Origin of the sequence: Aurantimicrobium minutum (assembly GCF_029892845.1) — a bacterium.
Classification (GTDB): domain Bacteria; phylum Actinomycetota; class Actinomycetes; order Actinomycetales; family Microbacteriaceae; genus Aurantimicrobium; species Aurantimicrobium minutum_B.
Genome location: NZ_JARXVT010000002.1, coordinates 69,028 through 89,618, shown reverse-complemented (window position 1 = coordinate 89,618; position 20,591 = coordinate 69,028). Strand labels below are relative to the sequence as shown.

The window sequence follows — 20,591 nt, the reverse complement described above, 5'->3', positions numbered from 1 at the left end:
CACTTCAGAATATGGACCACACATGTGGTCCCATATTCTCAAGCAACAACTCGAAGTCACTCAGGAAGAATTTTGGAACTGCGTTCGGGATAAAACTCTTCCTGACCGTGGCTTTGCTCCCATGGAGGCACCGCCACAGAGCCTGCCGCTCTTCCTGCTCAGAGAACTCATGCGACTAGGGGTGAGCGAAGCAGAGGCCCTCAGGCTCACTCCGGCAGAAGCTGCTGAGAAGCGAGCTGAGCTCTTGGCTCACAGCAGCGATTCTGTGTGAGGCATTCAGTGCAACTGGATTTACTCAGATCTTTTGAGCTTGGCTGCGCGCTCAGCAATCCACTTAGAGCCTTTACCTAAGGCTTTCTTTGATTCTTCGAGAGCCTGCTTAGAGGCATCGAGAGCTTGCTTGGATGCCTCGTGGACTTCTTTAGAGTTCTGAACAGCATCTTTGGCGGAACTGAGAGCTTTCTTGGACTGCTCCAGCGCTTTCTTAGAGGCCTCAACGGTCTTTTTGGTGCCGTCAACGGTTGCAGTACCTATACGCTTTGACGTTTCGACAACGTCGTCACGAAGCTCTAATGCAGCTTCCCCCCACAGACGTGCTGTGAGTTCTTCTCGATTCTCACCAATCTCCATAACCCGCTGGAAGTCCTCAACACGAGAACCAATTGTGTTGCTTGCTTTGATGACAGCGGGGGATTCAAAGGGATTGAGTAATAACTTGCCGTTGGCGTAGGCGCCAAGGGCTTCCACGCGGGTAATCAGTCCAGCCGTGCTCGAGGTAATGAGGTCCAGCCGTTGCTGACGAGCTGTATTCAACGCTGTCCTGTGGCCTTCAACGTCTTCTGGGTTGGAATCTAGCACTCGGTCGAGTTCCAGGACTCCCACAGCGTCATTGAGCTGTGAGCAGCGAGCCAATACAGCCAACCATTCCGCAATGGGCTGCTGCGCATCTTGGGATGCCTTCACCAGAGCAGCAATGCTCTTCTCTTTCCCGAGCTTCGTGGAGATGTCATCGAGTTGAAGAAGAACATAGGCCTGGGTGCGAGCCAGCTGGAACGAGGTTGCCTGAACCTTGGACCAGGTCACATCAGAGACCTTGCCCATCTGAGCACGGATGGTCATGGCCTCGTCAATGACAAAACCCACACCGATCATGTCCGCAATGACAGAATCCTTCTGCACACGAATGATGTCATCGATCTTGGCATCGATGACGGCCAGATATTCAGCAATCTCATCAATGGATTGCTGAAGAGCCATCTGGGTCATCATGCCGGAGACGTTGGCCAGCACCATAGGATTCGCAAAAGCTGCACCTGGTTTGACGAACTCAGCTATGCCTGTGATTTTGCTCTTGTCGCCGGTGAAGATGCCACGGACAAGCTTGTCCGTGGAGCCTTTCATCATGCCGGAAGTTTTCATTGCTTTGGCAGATTTTTCAGAGAGTTTGACCCATCTGCCTGCGTTGAGTGAAGCCTGAGCAATCCCGTTTACTGCCGATGAGGCCTTTCCAGCAGCCCCTGCCACACGAGCCATCTCAAGCGGACGCGCGACCAGGCCTTCCCTCTTGAGAAAGAGGTCTAGTTCCTTGCCCTCGCCAAAAAGTGCAATTCCTTGTCCATCGCTGACGATGTCAAATTCATGTTCGTCAGTCACGACTTCTCCCCGTTTTCAGCAGCAGAAAGAATTCTCTGCTTGTCCAATGTGTTGCAGTGTTTGTGCAAAGTGATACCTAAGGCGTTGAACTCGGGCTCGGAGTTTCAGATGTATTTGACGAATCTGAGGTCTCACTTGGTGCTGGTTCTGCGGGTGTTACAGGAGCTGGCTGAACTGGAGGCGTTGGACCTTCTGGTGTCTGACCGTTGACGCACTGCATGTATTCAGCAGGGATAGAAACCCACTCACTGAACTGGCCAAACACTTCTGCTCTGTAGGCAGAAGCTCCTCCAAGTGGGGAGTAGCAATATGAGTTACGAGTATCCTCGCTCCACACCATGCCGATAGATCCAAAGGTCTGGCCACCATTGCAGTAGCCGGCACTACCAGAGGACTTTTGTTGGCCGTTGTTTCCCCAAATAGTCATGGCAGCACCTGCTCCGGAACCGTTGCCGGTGCAGGGGCCCACATAAACAAAGGTGACACCTGTGGATCTCACGTTTGCCGTGAGACCAGGAGCCACATCTTGGAGTGTTACTCCATTACCGAGGTCATGGTCACTCATCACGTTGGCAGGCGAGTCACCGGTGCTGGGCGCAACTGTTGGCTTTGAGGTGGGAGTCGCAGAGGCTGTGGCCGCCACAGGTTCCGACTGCTGCAAGGCTGGAAGGGCCACAGCGACTGATGTGACGGCAACTGCACTCGTTGCGGCAAAGATGCTGAGTGCAGCTGGTATTGAAAACTGAATCATGATTCCCCCATAAGAACTTTAGTTCAAAGCTAGCTGGAGGCACAGACAGCGTTCATTTGGTGAAGATGAAATGACATGATGAGGATGGCTTAGCTCGGTGTAATTGAGAAGCTCATTATGCACTCAAGGAATCTAGCCAATTTCGCAATTTCAACATTGAGTAACAGTCATAGCGGTTGTATTGCAGAACGTCTTCTCTGATCTCATCTGCCGTTTCACCGAGTTCAAGCACTTCACCATTGAGTGTCCGGTGGTAGTCGTCATATCGAGTGATGGAAGCAGTTGCGTTCTTTGTTCCAGTTCGCAACTCTTTGCCCATATACAAAGGCTCGAGCTGCTTGATCGAGAAACCTGCAAGCCCGTGTGAAACCGCAGACGTAACAGTGGACTTCAGATCAACAAACTTTCCAAGATAGAAAATATCCTGAAGCTCCATGATGAACTTGTTTTCCTGAAATACAAGCTGCTTCAAGGTCGTAATTTCAAACGGCGAATAGTGGTAGATGTGAGCATCTGGGTATTCCCGAAGGTGGTCCATGAGATTCATCATGAACAGATACAGCATGTTTTCTTCGTCATCTCGGGAATCTGCCCACAGGTATTGAAAAAGCCCATCTTCTGATTTCCTGAAGGCCTTGAAATCTAAGGGAATCTTCGAATACAGCCCATAGAGATACGCGATACCTAAACGGTTGCTGCCTTCAACATAAAAAATCGGATCAGTTTCAAAGTCGAAATAGAGATCCCCTTCGTTCTCAGGAGGAAGGGCAGAAATCGCTGCAGGGTTCTCAACCGAAATCTGGGGGTCATTAGTTTCGATTGCCCGCCACTGCCGCTGAGCTTGTGTGGTGAGTTTCTGCAATGTGCTGGGAGTGATGTCCACATTCTCTGATGAAGCGAGTTGGGCTAATTCAGGAATTCGATTGATCCCTGCAGCCACAAGGACGTTGCGCTTAGAGGGGCCTAAACCTGCAACATAAAGCAGGTCTCCTGGATCTAATTCTTTTTGTTCCACACATGACGCACACTCGCCACACACTTTGTAGGCATCTGACAACCAAGCGATGGGAAGAGGGTCTGCTCTGCGTTCAGCTTCTACCTTGTTGAGACGATCCAAATTCAGGTCGAGACGTGAATATATGTCAGGAAGAAAGTAGGTGCTTTCTTTAAGGTTCCCATGCACCAAGCTGGCGGTGTCATGCACCGGAATGCCAAGCCTCTTCAAGTGGCGCGCGTAGGAAGCTAACTGGAGGTCGTACACGTGCAATTTGTCGCTGAGGGCAAGTTTTGTATCTAGCACTTGATACGCCCAGACCCCGTCGATTTCAACAAACTCGAGGAAGTCTGCAAAGCCGGTGTATTTGCCATCAAAGAAGGATGCTTGGAACACAACGGGCCATTGCTCTTTGAGGGCATCCGCGGTCCGCGCATCCATGGTGGTGAGCTTCTCTAAACGAGGGAGATCTTTGGGAAGGTCTTCATCAGAGACGATAAAAACATTCTCTTTGCCATAGTGCTCCTGCAGTGTGGTGAGAAAGTACCGCTCATGGCGGTTACCTTGCCTTGCGCTGTATTGCATCATGGCATCAGTTTCGGGAGGAACGATGTTTCCTTTGCCCAGCTTGCTATCGAGCTTTCGGACATAACCCCATTGGCATTTCACCCAAGATGTGATGTCACTGGGTGAGTAGATCACCTCGCCATTGATTATTTGCATAATTCCCCCATTACATTTCCTGTTCTTAGGCTGTCGTGAGAATGCGTCGTTGTCAAAGAATATTCAGCGGGGAGATTGTCCGTAGTTCCGCATATTGTTTCTCGCGGAGGGAACAATGAAGGTTTATTCATTTCAGGTGCAAGACAAAGACCCCGAATGTCTCACATTCGGGTGCGTTGCTGACAGCTTCGAACATGCGATGTTGAAGGTTGAAAAAGCTGGCTACAGCTCTGTTCTATTGATGGAAGCCCGTGAGCTTTCTGGATTTGAGATAGACGAGGTTGTTGATCTCGACATCTTGGCCAACCCCTTCCTGGGCTCGGAATGGCTTCCCATCGTTGATGCACTTGCTCCACGCATCACACGAGATGGCGTGGGCCGCAGGTGGGGGCTCAACATCGTGACTGCTCCCTATAACTGGGGCTATAACGAACCTGGGGGAGAGATCGAGTTTCTCCAAGCCATCAACGAAGGTGATGGTTCCCTCCACCTCGAGCTGGGAACAAAAGACATCACGGTCTCGGGCAATCAGAAGGCACTCGACTATCTCGCTTTTAGCGGGTGGACAGAACCAAAAGATGGCCTCCCGCTTCACTTCAAGGTCCTGGAACCTGGCTGGAACCCAAAGTATGCGTTACAGGTGGCGTTGCAAGCCATGACTACAGTCTTCAAGGTCACTGCACAGGACATCTTCAAACCTGAGGGCCTGATGATCAGAGGTGCACTTGATGAGGATCTCTTTGATTGGGGAGTGTGGAATGGCCCGTTTGATATTCAAGGATGGGCATTCGCGCTGAAGGGGTTCCATGAACTCAGTCAGACCGAGCCAGATGAAGAAACTAAAGCTCGGGTAAGAAAAAGGGCGTTTCCAGGAAACGATGCTGAATAACAAGATTTCTCAAAGCACGTGTTCAAAACACCAGAGGTAGAGTGAAAACATGGGGAAATCTTTCAATGTAGTCCGAGTGGCCACGCCAAGTTTTGAGTCTGCAGAAAACCAAGAACTTCTTGAGAATGTAGCTTTGTCCAAAAAACTTCTTGGGGATCAGCTCGATTTTGGCTGGGCGTTGCCTTCCGCATTTCGAGCCTTAGCAAATCCGCTTGCACCTGTTTCTCTTCCGAGGAAGCCAGATTCACGGAAAGACATATCTGGGGCTATTGCATATTGGCATAGCCTTCAATGGCTTCTGATTTATCGATTGGGCTGGGCAAACCCAGGTAAAGGGATGTCTGAGTTGTATCTCTACCTCTGCATGCCACATTCAGAGCTGGACATACTCAAAGTGATTGGTCAGATGGATGACACCCTCATCTTGATTAGGGATGTGTGGTTCAAGGACGGTTATCTAGAGAACTACATCGCCTGGTCGGGAGGCATCAACCAGTCATATCTTTCGACAAGCTCTGAGGAATCGACCAACAGTATCTATTCGATTTCCGATGAGGAGTCATCAGTGTTCCTGAGCCGCTCCCCAGCGGGGCTGCACTTAGAGCCACAGGGCTGGCATTACTTCCTCAGGAACGAACATGAAACTGTTGCAACTTACTCTGTTGTAACTAACGAGCAAAGAAATAAAGCCACAGTGATTATTGACAACGCATGGGGCTGGTATGACGCATTGTGTGATGTCGGTGTCACGATGCAGCTAGATGAATTGAGCGTTTACGTGAAATCGATTGGATTCATGGGGGACTTTCGATTCTCTGAACAAACAGGCCTGTGGTACACCGGGTCACATTATGTTCATTTGATGGGGAATTAGCCTCTTAATTTTCTTGGAGGTCATGTTAATGACTTCAATGTCAGTGGGTCCCTGCATACTCATCTCTACACAGACAGCGCCGGGCTGAATGTGTAGAGGGGAACATCTTGACCGATCCGAATTACACCGCACTGCTCCTTATTGTTGACCGCAGTGGTTCCATGGAGTCCATCAAGCTAGACATGGAGGGCGGCCTCAACGCACTGATCGCGGACCAGCTTGCTGAACCAGGTTTGCTGACTGTTGATCTCTTCACCTTCGACACTGAGGTGAAGCACGAGTGTTCGTTGACCGACCCTAAAGATCTCCAGATCAAGATTGAACCACGTGGTGGCACTGCTCTCTATGACGCCATCGGTATTGGGGTGACAGAGTTTGGGCGCTCACTTGCAGCTATGCCTGAACATGCTCGCCCAGAAACAGTGCAGGTCATTGTTGTCACCGATGGTGAAGAGAACTCTTCGGTCGAATACAAGGCTTCTGCCATCAAGAAACTGGTCCAGTCCCAGAAGGACGACTATAAGTGGGACTTTGTCTTCCTCGGGGCTAACCAGGACGCCGTCCTGAACGGCATGGATCTTGGCTTTGATGCCGGTAGCGCACTCACCTTCGCACCTGGTGCTGGCGGCGTTGATGCATCAGCTAAGAGCATGTCCCGTTATATGACGGACGTTCGTCGCAAGCAGAAGAAGCTCTTCCTTGCGGAAGAGCGCATTGCAGCCCTTGAAGCCGAAGCAGATGAACAGCGCCGCAAAGAAGCAGAAGAGCAGGCTCGTCGCGCAGATGACCAGCAAGGCCCTGACGCAGTAGCGAGCTAGTAAGTTCCAAATAGAGCAGCACCTCCTGGGGGAAGGAGACTGCTGCTCTATTTGGTTTCATACACATCATGCTCTGAACCCTAAGCTGGTGGAAGGTTCAAAGGGGAACTCACACCACATTGTGAGCTTGCGTGATTTATTGGGAGGAAATGATTCACATGCATGAAATCGTGTGTCCACACTGCAAGACTGCGTTCACCATCGACGAGGCGAACTATGCAGACATTCTCACCCAAGTTAGAACTCACGAGTTTGAGGAAGAGATAGAAAAGCGCCTCCAGCTTGCAGCAGAAGCCAAAGAAACAGAGATCGCGCTCGCGGAAGCCAAAGTAGCTGAAAAGCTCAAAGCTAAGGTCGCCGAAAAAGAGAACGAGATCCAACGCCTTGCCGCAGAGCTCGGTTCTGCAGAGACAGAAAAGAAGTTGGCTGTCACTCAAGCCCTTTCCAAGGTCGAGAAGGAGCGTGACGACTTCAAGCACGCGGTTGAGCGCGCCGAGCTGGAAAAGCAAATGGTTGAGACCGCTCTTAAAGACAAATATGAAACCCAACTCAAGGATCGTGAAGATCAAATTGAGCGTCTGAGAGATCTCAAGACGCAGCTCTCCACCAAGATGCTCGGTGAAACTCTCGAACAACACTGTGAAGTTGCCTTCAATACCATTCGCCCCAGCGCTTTCCCCAATGCCTACTTCGAGAAAGACAACGAAGTTAAAGAAGGCAGCAAGGGTGACTTCATATTCCGAGAACTCACCGATGAGAACGTGGAAGTCACGTCCATCATGTTCGAGATGAAGAATGAAGCTGACACCACGGCCACCAAGAAGAAGAACGAAGACTTCTTCAAGGAACTAGATAAGGACCGCAACCTCAAGGGTTGTGAATATGCCGTCATGGTTTCCATGCTCGAAGCAGACAGTGAGCTCTACAACACTGGCATTGTGGATGTTTCTCACCGCTATCCCAAGATGTATGTGGTCCGACCACAGTTCTTTATCCCGATCATTACATTGCTACGCAATGCAGCAATGAAGTCCGTGGAAGACCGCACAGAGCTTGCCCGCATCAAAGCACAGAACATTGACATCACGACCTTCGAGGACGACCTTGAAGCATTCAAGTCGGGCTTCTTCCGGAACTACGAACTTGCCGCTGGCAAGTTTGGCAAAGCCATCGAAGAGATAGATAAGTCCATCAAGGCACTTGAGAAGGTCAAGGAAGAACTCAAGGGTTCAGAGAACAACCTTCGCCTAGCCAACAACAAGGCTCAGGACATCACAATCAAGAAGCTCACTCGAGGAAACCCCACGATGGCAGCGAAATTTGCTGAGGAAGCAGATTTATCTCTTGATTCAGAGTGAACTGATCAATTAATTGCCGGTATAGGAACTGACTGATCCGGGAGTTCCTTCGATATTTTCAGGACGAGTCAATGCAACCATTGCATCAGCCAACCAAGCAGTCCGCTTATCAATAAGATCTGCTGTCCAGTCGGGAAGAACTGAGAGATCCTTATTCATTTGAATAAGTGAGTTCTTAAGCCCATTCAGAAGGCCGTCATTTTTACCGTTAACCTTGTCTGTCCAATCGGCATTGCTGATAGAGATATTTACTTCGAATTCCAGGATGCTGAGGTTTCCCCACTTCTGTACGAAGTCGTCATATGTGGGTGCGTTGGGGTCGCTAGGAGTTCTTTCAGCAACCTTGGTGAACCAGCTGGAACCAATCGCTGGGTTCTGGGGTGCTAGATGTTCAACATGCAGTTTGGACTGTTGGTAGTTGAACCCTACGGGCTGGATTGCGAAGTTTGCACGCTTGAGTGCATAGAAGACAAGATCACGTCGTGCTGGGTTTTCAATCATGTAGGAACGAACAGCATCATCGCTGGGCAATGAGGACATGAGGAAGCTGATGGCTGCATCAATGGCTGAATCTTCGGCTGCCATTGTTCCCTGATTGTCAGTGAAAAGCAGGTCGCTTGCCTTCTGGTACAGGGTTTCAAGTTCTTGAGCGTTACGACCTGTGAGGATCCACCTAAATGCCATGATTTCTGTGGCTAATGTCGCTTTGAGCTTCGCTTTGTTAGTGAAGCTTCCGAGCATGACGCGTAAGAGGAAAACTCTGTGGGTCTCTGAGAAGAGATTCAGACGAGCATTAGCGTCATCAATTGCCGAATCACCGAAGTTTGAGGAATCTCCCAAAAGCTTTGCGTAGACGTTTGCAGCGCTTTCAATTTCGTTGAGGTTACGCATAGCGCCACCATCACCGTATTTAGCAACCCGGTCGCTAAAGAGCTTGAAGATCTTTTGCGCTTGAACTTTGGATACCTGCGAAGAGAGCAAGAAGTGACGTAAAAACTTTGTAAAGGGGTAGTCGCCGAGGGTTGAAATGGAGTCATCCCATTGCTTGAGAACCTTAGTGATTTTGTCTGAATCTTTGGCTGCAACATTTCTGAGAGTAAAGTTTTTCAGCAAATCGCTTGGGGTGAGTCGAAGACCGCGTTCGTTGAGTGTTTCAAACAAAATGTAGGCATCATCTGCTGTGTACATTCGGATTTCAAGAAGTCGGAAACCATTTCTCAAGGCATTGATCAAAGAGAAAAGCTGGCTCTTCATAGCATCTTCATCCCCAGCGTTGGGCTTGAGCCAGTCATTTAGCCTTTTTTGAATTCGCGAATATGCAGACCGAAGTTCGGTTGTTGCGCGCTTTTCATCAGTTGTCAGGCCCTTGCCGCCAGGATTAAATACTTTCCGATTGACTGAGTTCATTGGCGCCAAGATGTGAGTCTTGAAAACATCCTGGATCTGATAATTGGCAATGTAACTGTCATGGATGAAGTCGTCATGCTTCAACATCTGGGTCAACAGCATGTCCAGAGGAAAATTGTGTCCTTCTTTTACAAAGTTCGAGTTTGTAAAGGATTCAAGCTGGTCTCGAATAATGCACAACAAAATAATGGTGGTAGTCAGACGCTGCTGGCCATCAATAATGCTGAGGTCTTTCTTGTCTTCAAGAAGAACTACAGGGCCGAAAAAGTGCTCGCTACCTGGATCCAAAGCAAGGTTGAATACATCCTCGAGATATGCATCAATCTGGTCGGTCTTCCAAGCGTAATTACGCTGAAATGGGGGGATTGTCAGAGTGACATTTCCACTCAGTATGTTGTGAAGTGATTTTTCACTGGCGTCAATTTGCATGTTTCCCCCTAGAAAACCTGTTGGCTGTAGCTAAGTTGATCACAGTTTGAAAACGTGATCAAGTTACTTCTAAAACTAGAGATGCCCTTAAGTAAGTGTCGTTATGTACTTCTCAAGCAGTTCAAGGAGTTCTGTATCTTTTCTAAGACGCATCAGTTCCATGATTTGATTCCATACGCTGTTCGTTGGAAGACCAATTGCAGGAGCAATACTCTTTCGAGATACTTCACTGCCTTCTGGGAGTAAGCAGAGAGCAGCAATTTTTTTTTCAAGTGATGAATCGTCGACAAGGACTTTAGATATTGAGACGGTATCGCGATCAAAAATTAAGACAATTTGATCGCCAGTCTTCGCGTAGATGTCGTTAAGGAGTACTCGGATACTTGATGCACGTGGCTGGCCGCCACCCCAATTGACAGCAAATTGAGCTGTGTGACCTTCAACGTCCCACTGTCTACTTTCCCCGGGTTGAACACCAATTGCCTGAGCAAATGCGCCAGAGAGCATTATCCCACTACCGCGTAGATGTTCACTATTTACACAGATTCGAAATGCCAACTTCTCGTCAACAAAATAGAGGTTGCGAACACGGTTTACGTTTCGGTTAACACCTTTGCGCTCTTCAGCCAAGCTGACTTCATCCCCATGAAGTTGAAAGGGGAACGTAGCGGCGTATGTGCGAATGCTATTTTCAGCTACCCCGTATTGCTTTGGGAGTTCCTCTAACAACTGCAAAAGTGAAACTGTTCCTTCTGCCTCCACACGCCGCTTTATTACATTTTGGATACCGTCATATACATCGAGCTCCCAATCAGGGAGCCCCCAAGATTCTGGACCTACGCGGACAATCCGACTGTCTTCTGCGAGACGAGTTGCGAGATTTCTTTTTGGCTTCCCTGGTGTAATTGCTCCGCAAAGAACTTCGATTGGGGCAGGCGAATTCTTGTTTTGCAGGTATGCGATTGCTAATTCAGTCTGGCTTTGAATCTTTGGAGAAAGCAGCAGGCCCTCAAAGGTTTTGTATTTCCTTGTGATTGCCCACTGAAGTAGTTCTTTAGAACTGCTTGATCCCCATGAACTATAAATAGTGGCAAAGTCAGCAAGTTTTATGAATCCAATTCCTTCTGAATTAGATTCGAATATTTCATCAAAACCCTGCTGTACTTTCTCTGCTCCGGATCCAAAAATCCAATTATCTTCAATTTCTAAACCGTTGATTAGAGCCGGGAGAAGTCCCCAACCTCTTAAATTGAATGGTTCTAGCCTTACTTCTAGGCCAGGAAAAGCTTCAATCAGGTTGCTACTCGCTGAAATTTCTCCAATGAATAACCTGACCTGGGGCAAGAAAATCTTCATATCTTCAGAATTCTTAACCCAGTCTTTGATTTTTTGGAACAACTTCTTTTCAATTTGACGCACTCTTTCGCGCGTGATGTCGAATACAGCCCCTACATCATCAAGAGTTCTTGGCTTACTGCTTGAAATCCGATCAACCAGGATGAGCTTTTCTCGGTCGTCTAAAGAACCTAAAAGCTCATATATTGCTTCCGAAAAAGGAATAGTCAATTTAGAAGAATGTTGCTTATGCGCTTCTCTATTGTTACTTTCAATCCCGATTTGTTTGAGACACTTCTGGATCAAATCGAATAGGAGTGATCGTGAGTTCGCGATTGCAAGATTGTCGATTGAATATAAGTCTTCAAAATTCGTGTGGGCGATCATCCCAAAGGGATAGTTCGTTTCGTTGAAGGTAATGTCCTCGCCAAATCCTGTAACTGTTACGACAGAGATATTCGACCAATGGTCAAGCATCGGAAAGATTTGTTCAAGTGAACGGTTTCCGAATCGTACTTCGATCAGTCCGCAGAGTTGTTCAACGCGAGCATCAATGTTCTGAGGAGTCTGATCAATAGGTTCGAGCCATTTTGAATAGTTGGCTAACTGCGACTCAGGTGAATCCTGAGTGGGAAGTAATTCAGATAACCAAGGGAAAAACCCTTCCCATGATGGTGTTTCTTTATTGTCCACCGTAGATTCCCCCATTAAAGCTGTTTGGCGGGCATCCTCTCAAGCTCAATGCTTGGGAAAGCCCCTCACGCGCGCCGCTATTACATCTTCAACTTATCTCAGCAGTGAGGTGTGACCTGGCTAGATTGAGCTTGGTTTTGAACTTCAATTATTCATTCGAATAATGTCCAGACATGAAATCCCACTGGGGATGTCCGTAGTAGCCGATAACCTTATTCCTGGAGGCGAGGGGAATATGGACTTAGTAAAATCTAAGCAACGTGTTGCAGACCATGGTGAAGTCTTCACGCCTCAATGGATGGTCGAAGACATGCTCGACCTCGTTAAGCACGAGTCCGAGCGCATTGATTCTCGCTTTCTAGAGCCTGCATGCGGCTCAGGGAACTTTTTAGTTGCAGTTCTTAAACGCAAACTCAGCACGGTTGAGACGAAATACGAAAAGAACGATTTCGAAAAGCGCCACCACGCACTCCTTGGGCTGATGTGCATTTATGGAATCGAACTGTTAGAAGACAACACAATCGAGTGCCGCGAAAATCTGCTAGAGGTTTTTTCCTCAACGCTGAAAATCGCCAAAGAGTCTGACTTGTATAAAGCAGCGTCAAATGTGCTTGAAGTAAATATCTTGCAAGGGGATGCCCTCAGCATGACTCATCCAGCCGGAGAGCCCCTGGTCTTTCCCGAATGGGCTTACTTAACCAAGGGGAAGTTTCAACGTCGTGATTTCCGATTCGACAGTTTGACTCAACGGTCTTCTGTTGAAGGTTCGCTTTTTGAAAACTTTGAAGAGCACGAGATCTTCACACCAATCCAGACTTATCCACCCATGAGCATTGAGGAGTTGGGGAATTGACTCAAGCAGAATTTAAGTTCCGTCGGGGAAACCCAGACGTCCTAACCAGCATTGCGAATCTCTCTAACGATGAAGTATTCACGCCACCAGAGTTCGCCAACCGAATGCTGGACACGCTTGAGGAAACTTGGGCTAACTCAAATGGCGGAGCAAACATCTGGGAAGACAGTTCTGTCACCTTTCTGGACCCCTTTACTAAGTCAGGTGTATTTCTCCGAGAAATTACTGAGCGACTCACACACGGTCTTGCCAAAGAGATTCCTGACCTTCAAGAACGTGTAAATCACATTCTGACCAAACAGGTTTTTGGCATAGGAATTACTCAGTTGACAGCGCTCCTAGCTAGAAGAAGTGTGTATTGCTCTAAATGGGCTAATGGTGAACATTCCATCGCTACTGCCTTTGATAATCCAGATGGAAATATCTGGTTTGAGAGAACAGAACACACGTGGGTTGGCGGTAAAGACAAGATCATTGTTGTCAATGCAGATGGGGTTGAAGAAACAACCACTATTGACGGTAAATGTAAATATTGCGCAGCGAATCAGCGTGATTATGACCGTGAGTCAATGGAATCTTACGCATACCCATTTCTTCATACTGAAAATCCTAACGACTTACTGAAGAAAGAATTCGGAGCTGAAGTGAAATTTGACGTTGTTATTGGCAACCCTCCCTATCAACTTGGGCAAAGCGGCGGCGATTCCGTTGGAGGTTTTGCTATGCCTATCTATCAAAAATTCGTGGATGCCGCAAAGTCACTTGATCCTCATTTCATAACCATGGTTACTCCGTCCCGCTGGTTTGCAGGCGGCAGAGGACTTGACGATTTTCGGGCTCAAATGTTGTCTGATCGCCGGTTACGAGTTTTGATTGATTTCCCTGACCCTTCTGAAGTCTTTCCAGGCACGCGTATCGAAGGTGGGGTTTCATATTTCCTTTGGGACGCCTCGTGGAAAGGCAAATGTGATGTCGGAACGATTATCGGTAAAGAATTAACTGCGCCAATTCAGTCTCGTTTTTTGAATGCGTATGACATCCTCGTTAGAAGAAATGAAGCAATCCCAATCGTTGAAAAAGTTCTACAAAAGTCAGAAGAACTTGGATGGGGTAACTTAAGCACCCGTTTTTCACCCATTCAACCATTTGGTCTTCGAACAAACTTCAAAGGTAGTTCAAATCCGAAAGGAATTCCTGACCCAATAATTCTCTTTGAGAATGGAGGTAGTTCATTTATCTCTAAGGCTGCAATTCCAAAAAATTCAGCTTGGGTTCAAAGACACAACGTTTATATTGGGCGCGCATATGGAATGGCTGGTTCACCCCCTCACCAGATATACAACTCACCTATCGTTGCACCTGATTACTCCGCATGCACGGAAACATACCTTATAGCTGGTCAATTTGAAGACGTCTTAAGCGCAAAAAATTATGATAATTATTTACGGACAAGGTTTGTTAGATTTTTAGTTTCTCTTCGCAAAAATACTCAAGACATATACAGTAACCGCTTTAGTTTTGTGCCTGATGTCCCACTCGAGATTAAATGGACTGATGATATTCTTTATAAAAAATTCGATTTATCAAAGGATGAGATCGAGTTTATAGAGGCACTCATTCGCCCGATGGAGTTGGACAATGAGTAAAACTGAGCTTGAACTTTTCCCCGAGAAAGTCGAATCTCGCCTTCGTATCTACGGTTACACAATCCAAGACGAGCACCATAAGGGCCAGATCAAAGTTGGTCAAACCACTCAAGACGTAAAGACTCGTGTAGAACAGCAGACCAAGACTGCAGCAATCCAGAACTACACGATTGAAATAGATGAGCTGGGAGAGCGTCGAGATGGCTCCCTTTTCACAGATCATGATGTTCGTGCACATCTGAAGAGAAAAGGCTTTGAAAACGTTCAGCTGGAGTGGATGCGCTGTTCTGTTGAAGACGTCAAGACTGCGATTACAGAGCTCCGAGAAGGTGTCAAGCTCACTGGCACCCATCACCTCACTTTTGACATGCGAGAAGAGCAAGCACAAGCTGTCGATGCAACCCACGCGTATTTCAATTCAGTGTGGGCTGAAAACATGAATGCAGTCCCTAGATTTTTGTGGAACGCAAAAATGCGTTTTGGAAAGACATTCACAACTTACAAACTTGCCGAAAAGATCGGTGCAAGGAAAATTCTTGTTCTCACATTCAAGCCTGCAGTTGAAGATGCGTGGCAAGCGGATCTAGAAAATCACAAAGATTTTGACGACTGGCAGTACTTCTCAAAAAATGTAGGGCAGGACCCAACACAAGCAGACCCACAACGCCCCGTCGTTTACTTTGGATCTTTTCAAGACCTACTTGGAAAAGATAAAGAAACTGGCCTGATGAAGCCAAAAAACAACTGGATCCACGAAACAAAGTGGGACCTAGTTGTATTCGATGAATATCACTTTGGTGCTTGGAGGGACAGCGCCAAGGAGCTCTTCGAAGGTGAAGAAGCAACAGTTGTGAAGGCAGAGCTTAAGCAAGAGTATGGCGATGACCAAGAAACTTTTGAGGAAGAACTCGAAGAACTGGGTGGAAAAGAAGCAGACTTCCTCCCCATCACTACGCGTGCCTATCTCTATCTTTCAGGAACTCCCTTCAGGGCTCTTTCCTCTGGCGAATTCATAGAAGAGCAAATCTTTAACTGGACTTACACAGACGAACAAAAAGCAAAGAAAAAGTTTTCGGAGAAACACCCCGACAAGCTCAACCCTTACGCATCACTTCCTGAGATGCGCTTGTTCACCTATCAAATGCCTGATGAAGTACTCTCCATCGCTAGCCAGGGGGAGTTTGATGAGTTTGATCTCAACGAATTCTTCAAGGCGAGCGGAAAGGGTGACCAAGCAGAGTTCAAATATAAGACCGAAGTTCAAAAGTGGCTTGAAATTATTCGAGGTTCCTATACCCCACACATTGCAGAGAACCTCCAGCAAGGAAGTAAGAAACCACCATTCCCATACTCTGATGTCAGGTTGCTTCCATACCTGCAACATTCATTCTGGTTTATGCCAGATGTTGCAGCGTGCGATGCAATGGCGAATCTACTTTCAGAAAATCACAATGTGTTTTGGCATGGTTATACCGTCCTGAATGTTTCAGGAACCAAAGCAGGTATTGGCCTTGAAGCGCTTCCTCCTGTGCGTAAAGCCATCGGAAGTGGCAACGACTCGAAGACTATTACTTTGTCATGTGGAAAGTTGACAACCGGAGTTACAGTTCCGCAGTGGTCTTCAATCCTGATGCTGAGAAACTTAAAGTCTCCAGAATCATATTTCCAAGCTGCTTTCCGGGTTCAGTCCTCTTGGTCAATAAATAACCCCAACGGTGATGATCCCAACCTTGAAGAAATTAAAAAACCTGTTTGTTTTGTTTTCGACTTCGCACCGACTCGTGCACTTCGACAGATCTCTGATTACGGAATTGGACTGGCACCACAAGAACCAAATCCAGAAGTCTCAGTCAAGGAATTGATTGAATTCCTTCCCGTTCTTGCTTACGACGGGTCACATATGACCCAGATCGACGCAGGTGGTGTTTTAGATATGGCTATGGCTGGAACTTCTGCCACTTTGCTCGCCCGTAAATGGGAGTCTGCTTTGTTGGTCAATGTCGACAACGCAACTTTGAAGAAGATCTTGTCTAATGCAAAGGCACTTGAAGCAATTCAAAACATTGAGGGCTTCAGATCACTCGGTGACAACATCATCGAAACCGTGATCAACCAGAGTGAAAAGGTGAAGGCCACTAAAGCCAAAGAGGGCGATTCCCTTACAGATAAGGAAAAGAAGGAACTCTCTGCAGAAGAGAAGGAATATAAGTCAAACCGTAAATTGATTCAAGAAAAATTGATCAAATTTGCTACACGAATCCCTGCATTTATGTATTTGACTGATTTTCGTGAAAATACTCTTCAAGACGTCATTACTAAGTTGGAGCCTGATCTATTCAAAACAGTCACAGGTCTCACTGTCGAAGATTTCAATCTTCTTGTGACATTAGGAGTGTTTAACTCAGCACACATGAACAATGCTGTGTTCGCTTTCCGCCGTTATGAAGATGCTTCTCTTTCATATACGGGTATCGAATCCCATGACGGACTGCGTCAATACGGTCTCTATGACACTGTCATTGCAGTAGAGGCAAATTAGTCAGCTTGTATGAGAGCTGATTCGACTGAAATTAGGTTTTGCTTATGCTTACTGATGTAAGAACTCCTCATGACATCTTTTTCACCCCACAAAGGCTGTTGGTGCCCCTTTTTCAGCGGCCCTATGTGTGGTCGAAAGAGGGTCAGTGGGCACCTTTGTGGGAAGACGTAAAGCGGGTAGCTGACAAGGTTGTGCTCGGTCAGCAACCCGTTCCACACTTCCTGGGTGCAGTTGTCCTTCAACAGCAGCCTTCAGTAATTGGCAACTTGGCTGTTCGAACTGTCATTGATGGTCAACAGCGGTTAACTACCCTCCAACTGCTTATCGATGCCGCCCATGCCAGCGTTCAAGTTAAAGGTTTTGAAGCCATTGCAAAGCAGTTGGAAGCCTTGGTGGAAAACGCTGAATATTTCACCCAAGAACCCGAAGAAAAATTCAAGGTTTGGCCGACTAATCGTGACAGAGCTGCATTCAATGAAGTGATGTCTGCTGAGCTGCCAATTGATTATTCCTCATTGAGCAATGTCAATAGCAGAATGGTGGAAGCTCATTCATTCTTCTACGGACAAATCAATGATTGGCTCGGAACGGACGACACTTTAGAAGTTCGAGCAAATGCTCTGGTTTTGACCATCAGGACACTTTTGCAAATCGTAGTTATCGATCTGCTCGCTGATGAAGACGCTCAGGAGATTTTCGAAACCCTAAATGCGCGAGGAACCCCCCTTACGGCAGCAGACCTCATCAAGAATTTTGTATTTCAGCGTCTAGAAACAACACCAAAAGGTGCGGAAGCTGCCTACCACCAATACTGGCAACAGTTTGAAACTCCTTTTTGGGAAAAAGAAGTTTCAGCCGGTCGCATCAATTACACACGAAGTTCGTTATTTCTAACCCAATGGTTAATTGCCCAAACCTTGGTAGATGTTCCAGCTAGAGAAGTATTTGGACAGTTCAAAAGGTTTGTAACAGACAGCGAACTTCCGGTTGAAGACTTATTACCAACCCTTCACAAGTCATCTGAACTTTATAAAAACTTCTCTGATGCTGCATCAAACCCTTCTGGATCGCTTTCTCGTTTAGAACTATTTGTATATAGAACGCTCTCTATGGACTCGCAAGTAGTGCGACCAATTTTGTTATGGCTTGTAGATCCTGAAAAATCAGAAATTCCTCAAGTCCAACTCGACAAAGTTTTAGTTACGGTTGAAAGCTGGCTCGTAAGAAGAACAATCGTCCGCGCTTCAACCAATAACTACAACAAAGTCATTGTTGACTTACTTAATGAGCTTGCATCTCATTCACGTGATGATGCTGGTGTTATCGCAGAAGCTTTCTTTGCCCGTCAAACGAGCGTCAATTCCTATTGGCCTGGCGATGAAGAATTAAAGAATGAGCTTCTTACGTCTCCCATATATAATAGAATGGCCCGAGCTCGTCTGCGAATGATTCTTGAAGCAATTGAGGATGAACGACGGGGATGGTTTACGGTTTCAGGAAAAAATCCAGCTAGCGAACAGCCAATGATTAGAGGCTTCTGCTCCATTGAGCACGTAATCCCTCAGGATTGGCGAGCGAACTGGGATGAAGATGAAGTTGATGAATACGGGGTACACCGCGATGACCTTGTTCACACCCTTGGAAATCTAGTTCTGCTTACACAAACACTTAATAGCAAAGTTTCTAATGGGCCTTGGCTTGGTGAAAATGGAAAACGAGAATCTTTTATTGCCTCTGCGACATTGTTGACCACTCAAGATGTAATCAACAACGGTGTCTCTGATTGGACGGCTAACGATGTTCATGAAAGAACCACTTCACTCGCTAACGACATTCTCAGAATTTGGCCAGTTCCAGCTGGCCATAAGGGTGAGATTGTTGGAAAGCGAGAAAAAACAATCTACTCAATCAAAGTTGCTGACCTTGTTAACGCTGGATTGATCTCGCCTGGCACCGTTATCCGCGCTCGTGTCTCTTCCCATTTCGGCAGAGAGGCTCAGATCAGCGAGGACGGTGGAATTTTCGTTGATGGCAAAAGATTTGAAACTCTCAGTGCCGCTGCAAAAGCAGTGACTGGGTCTTCCTCAGAAGCGGGCTGGTGGTTCTGGCTAGTAGATCCTGAGGGAGATCGATCTTTCATCGATCTTAGGGAGACCTATTTTGAGTCACTTCAAGTAGCTTCAGAGTTTGGTTCTTCAGAATCTGACGAGCTAATTGAAGAGTAGTCACTGCCCTATTTCTCTAAAGATTGTCTTGACCACATTTGCCCAGATTCTGGGCGTGTGGTCGAGAGGCTGGTAGCCACCGGCTCCTCCGATAAGGACTCGGCCTTGGGAGTAGGCGTTAGCCCACTCAGCAACCTTCTTGGCTGCCTGGGTGAAGCCCTCATAGGTGTAGTTGTTGGATGAACCGAGGTTGCTTGTCCCGCCGTGTCCATCTGCACCTGCTGCAAGAAGGATCACGTCAGGCTTGTAGCGCTTAACTACTTCTTCAATCTCGTCATTGAGGAGCTCAAGCAGTACTTCGTCCCCAGCACCATTGTTAATGCCCCAGTTATATATGTGGCGTTCTTCATCGTGGGCAGAGTGGTTCTTACCCGCACGGGACAACTCACGATTGATGGTTTCTGGATCACCAGGGTAGATCGAGTGGTTGTGGATGCTTAAGGTGGGAATGCTGGTGCCTTCCAAGAGGTGCTGAACGCCATCGCCAGCATGAATATCCCAGTCCAGGTAGAGAGGCTTCAAGCCAGCGTTGTGAAACTCAACTGCGGCCCATGCCATGTCGTTGAACACGCAGAACCCAGAGCTGTTGGCATATTGAGCATGGTGCTTAGCGCCCTGGGGGTTGAAGCCCACATTGAAAGCACCATTGATCATGCCCTCGACCAACATTTGGGTTCCTGCAAACATTGTGGCTGCGGTTTGACCCATCCAGGTTTTGTTACGTATCCATTCATCGCTCACGCCGTCATCGATGACGGCGGAGACATAATCCAGGTCATGGATTGACTCAATGGCAGCGCGGACATGCTTCATGTCCGCGGTTGCAGGATCAATCACGCTGACGGCATTACCGAGCTCTTCAACGAGCATCTCCGTAGCCAATTCAGCACGAATGGGGTTGGTGGGGTGGGAACCATCTCCAGAACCGAGCTGCCATTGCAGGTAGTCGGGGGAGTAGGCCACGTGAAGTGGAGCAATAGAGCTTTTGGACTTGTGCTGAATAGATTCTGGAGTGTGAGTAATAGCGGTGACCTTTCGGAACGTTACAGGGTCTGGTTGTAACGGAATACTGATGTTGTTTATTCCCGATTGATCCATGTGCCAATCAGGTAGAGGAGTCCAACTCCTAATGTGAAGGTGATGGGGCCGGCTGAAGCCAGCCCGTTCATCACGTCGTAACCGGGCATGATTACCGGTTAACGGAGCGTGCCTTTGTTCTGGGCACCAGAGATGACGCGAATGCCGTGTGAAGAGTTAAGGATGATTGGCGAGGTCTCAACGTTGCCAATTGGCTCTGATAGTCGTTTGAGATCGATCTCGGGTAGTGCTCCGGCCATGTTTCCCCCTCAGGAATTGCTACAAGAAGGAGGATACGGATACCCACTGACATTGTGGGTCGAGCAG

The 20,591-nt window shown here is 47.5% G+C and carries 16 protein-coding genes; 9 read left to right on the top strand and 7 right to left on the bottom strand.

Features of this window, described 5'->3' with window-relative positions:
- Positions 1-22: 22 nt before the first annotated feature.
- A complete protein-coding gene (locus M2118_RS02925) occupies positions 23-271 on the top strand; it encodes a hypothetical protein (RefSeq protein ID WP_280794476.1) in 249 nt (82 codons plus the stop codon).
- Between the two features lie 20 nt (positions 272-291).
- Here M2118_RS02925 and M2118_RS02920 read toward each other — a convergent pair whose 3' ends face one another.
- The 3 genes from M2118_RS02920 to M2118_RS02910 form a co-directional block, all read right to left on the bottom strand.
- The gene (locus M2118_RS02920) at positions 292-1,653 is read right to left on the bottom strand and encodes a hypothetical protein (protein WP_280794475.1); all 1,362 of its coding nucleotides are present in this window, start codon (positions 1,651-1,653) and stop codon (positions 292-294) included.
- A gap of 76 nt (positions 1,654-1,729) precedes the next feature.
- Positions 1,730-2,404, bottom strand: a complete 675-nt coding sequence (locus M2118_RS02915; protein ID WP_280794474.1) for a hypothetical protein — start codon at positions 2,402-2,404, stop codon at positions 1,730-1,732.
- 115 nt (positions 2,405-2,519) lie between these two features.
- Entirely contained in the window at positions 2,520-4,121 is a 1,602-nt protein-coding gene (locus tag M2118_RS02910; protein WP_280794473.1) for a TM0106 family RecB-like putative nuclease, read from the bottom strand.
- Between the two features lie 199 nt (positions 4,122-4,320).
- Between M2118_RS02910 and M2118_RS02905 the strand changes: the two genes are divergently transcribed.
- The 4 genes from M2118_RS02905 (at position 4,321) to M2118_RS02890 (ending at position 8,060) form a co-directional block, all read left to right on the top strand.
- Positions 4,321-5,010, top strand: a complete 690-nt coding sequence (locus tag M2118_RS02905; RefSeq protein ID WP_280794472.1) for a hypothetical protein — start codon at positions 4,321-4,323, stop codon at positions 5,008-5,010.
- Positions 5,011-5,059: 49 nt separating this feature from the next.
- Positions 5,060-5,884 carry a hypothetical protein gene (locus M2118_RS02900; protein ID WP_280794471.1) on the top strand — a complete coding sequence of 275 codons (825 nt, stop codon included), beginning with the start codon at positions 5,060-5,062 and terminating at the stop codon, positions 5,882-5,884.
- Between the two features lie 107 nt (positions 5,885-5,991).
- Positions 5,992-6,702, top strand: coding sequence for a vWA domain-containing protein (locus M2118_RS02895; RefSeq protein ID WP_280794470.1), 711 nt, complete (start codon positions 5,992-5,994; stop codon positions 6,700-6,702).
- A gap of 158 nt (positions 6,703-6,860) precedes the next feature.
- Positions 6,861-8,060, top strand: coding sequence for a DUF2130 domain-containing protein (locus tag M2118_RS02890; RefSeq protein ID WP_280794469.1), 1,200 nt, complete (start codon positions 6,861-6,863; stop codon positions 8,058-8,060).
- 9 nt (positions 8,061-8,069) lie between these two features.
- On the opposite strand, the gene M2118_RS02885 is transcribed toward M2118_RS02890, so the two are convergent.
- Together M2118_RS02885 and M2118_RS02880 are read right to left on the bottom strand one after the other, a co-directional pair.
- Positions 8,070-9,896 carry a DUF262 domain-containing protein gene (locus M2118_RS02885; protein WP_280794468.1) on the bottom strand — a complete coding sequence of 609 codons (1,827 nt, stop codon included), beginning with the start codon at positions 9,894-9,896 and terminating at the stop codon, positions 8,070-8,072.
- An 87-nt stretch (positions 9,897-9,983) separates the two neighbouring features.
- A complete protein-coding gene (locus M2118_RS02880) occupies positions 9,984-11,924 on the bottom strand; it encodes a sigma factor-like helix-turn-helix DNA-binding protein (protein WP_280794467.1) in 1,941 nt (646 codons plus the stop codon).
- Positions 11,925-12,159: 235 nt separating this feature from the next.
- Between M2118_RS02880 and M2118_RS02875 the strand changes: the two genes are divergently transcribed.
- The 4 genes from M2118_RS02875 to M2118_RS02860 are packed head-to-tail and all read left to right on the top strand — an operon-like array spanning position 12,160 to position 19,187.
- Entirely contained in the window at positions 12,160-12,777 is a 618-nt protein-coding gene (locus tag M2118_RS02875; protein ID WP_280794466.1) for a DNA methyltransferase, read from the top strand.
- Positions 12,774-14,423 (top strand): Eco57I restriction-modification methylase domain-containing protein, encoded by a 1,650-nt coding sequence (locus tag M2118_RS02870; RefSeq protein ID WP_280794465.1) that lies wholly within the window; start codon positions 12,774-12,776, stop codon positions 14,421-14,423. The genes M2118_RS02875 and M2118_RS02870 overlap by 4 nt, the downstream gene beginning before the upstream one ends.
- The gene (locus M2118_RS02865) at positions 14,416-16,962 is read left to right on the top strand and encodes a GIY-YIG nuclease family protein (protein ID WP_280794464.1); all 2,547 of its coding nucleotides are present in this window, start codon (positions 14,416-14,418) and stop codon (positions 16,960-16,962) included. The genes M2118_RS02870 and M2118_RS02865 overlap by 8 nt, the downstream gene beginning before the upstream one ends.
- A 44-nt stretch (positions 16,963-17,006) precedes the next feature.
- Positions 17,007-19,187: a GmrSD restriction endonuclease domain-containing protein gene (locus M2118_RS02860; protein ID WP_280794463.1), complete on the top strand. Its 2,181-nt coding sequence runs from the start codon at positions 17,007-17,009 to the stop codon at positions 19,185-19,187.
- Here M2118_RS02860 and M2118_RS02855 read toward each other — a convergent pair whose 3' ends face one another.
- Positions 19,188-20,285 carry a hypothetical protein gene (locus tag M2118_RS02855; protein ID WP_280794462.1) on the bottom strand — a complete coding sequence of 366 codons (1,098 nt, stop codon included), beginning with the start codon at positions 20,283-20,285 and terminating at the stop codon, positions 19,188-19,190.
- Between the two features lie 98 nt (positions 20,286-20,383).
- Positions 20,384-20,524 (bottom strand): hypothetical protein, encoded by a 141-nt coding sequence (locus M2118_RS02850; RefSeq protein WP_280794461.1) that lies wholly within the window; start codon positions 20,522-20,524, stop codon positions 20,384-20,386.
- Positions 20,525-20,591: the final 67 nt, after the last annotated feature.